Source organism: Luteitalea sp. (assembly GCA_009377605.1).
GTDB lineage: Bacteria > Acidobacteriota > Vicinamibacteria > Vicinamibacterales > Vicinamibacteraceae > WHTT01.
The window spans coordinates 1-500 of the sequence record WHTT01000381.1; the positions used below are offsets into that span (position 1 = coordinate 1).

Genomic DNA, 500 nt, shown 5'->3' on the forward strand with positions numbered 1-500 from the left:
TTTCCTAGCGCTCGGACCTCTCAAGAGGACACCAAGGGTCCAGGCGCACCCACGGCGCGTCGTCAGTCACGTTTCGCATTGTGAGACGGAGAGGCGCGCCGGCGATCAGGTCTGCTGACAGACAGGGCACCGCCACCGCGGCGCGATGCGGGCTCGCCAGCAGATCTCATCAGCCAGAAGGTTGCCAAGACCCGCCAGACGCCGCTGATCGGTGAGCCCTGGCTTGACCATGCCCGACGCGCCGGCGAGGCGGTCCTCGATGCCTCCGACGTCGCGAACGCGTCCGGCCCCAGGCGTCGAAGTGCAGCACGAGGGTGGGACCGTCCTCCGTGGGCCCGACCAGCCATCTGCCGTGCCGGCGCGGCCGGGCGAGGCGCCGGCCCTTCAGCGCTCGACCGAGGCCCTGCGGGGTCGTGTTGCGCAGCACCTCGGCGCCAGGAGCACGCACCCGCTGGACTCGCCGCCCCTGCGCATGCTCGGCGAGGAGCACGCGTTGCGCT

Annotated in this window: 2 protein-coding genes; both read right to left on the reverse strand. The window is 71.4% G+C overall.

Annotation, left to right across the window (positions count from 1 at the left end):
* Positions 1–105 precede the first annotated feature (105 nt).
* Positions 106–261, reverse strand: a complete 156-nt coding sequence (locus GEV06_29365; GenBank protein MPZ21945.1) for a hypothetical protein — start codon at positions 259–261, stop codon at positions 106–108.
* A partial coding sequence (locus GEV06_29370) for an Fpg/Nei family DNA glycosylase (protein ID MPZ21946.1) occupies positions 170–500 on the reverse strand: 331 nt, incomplete at its 5' end. The genes GEV06_29365 and GEV06_29370, both read right to left, overlap by 92 nt.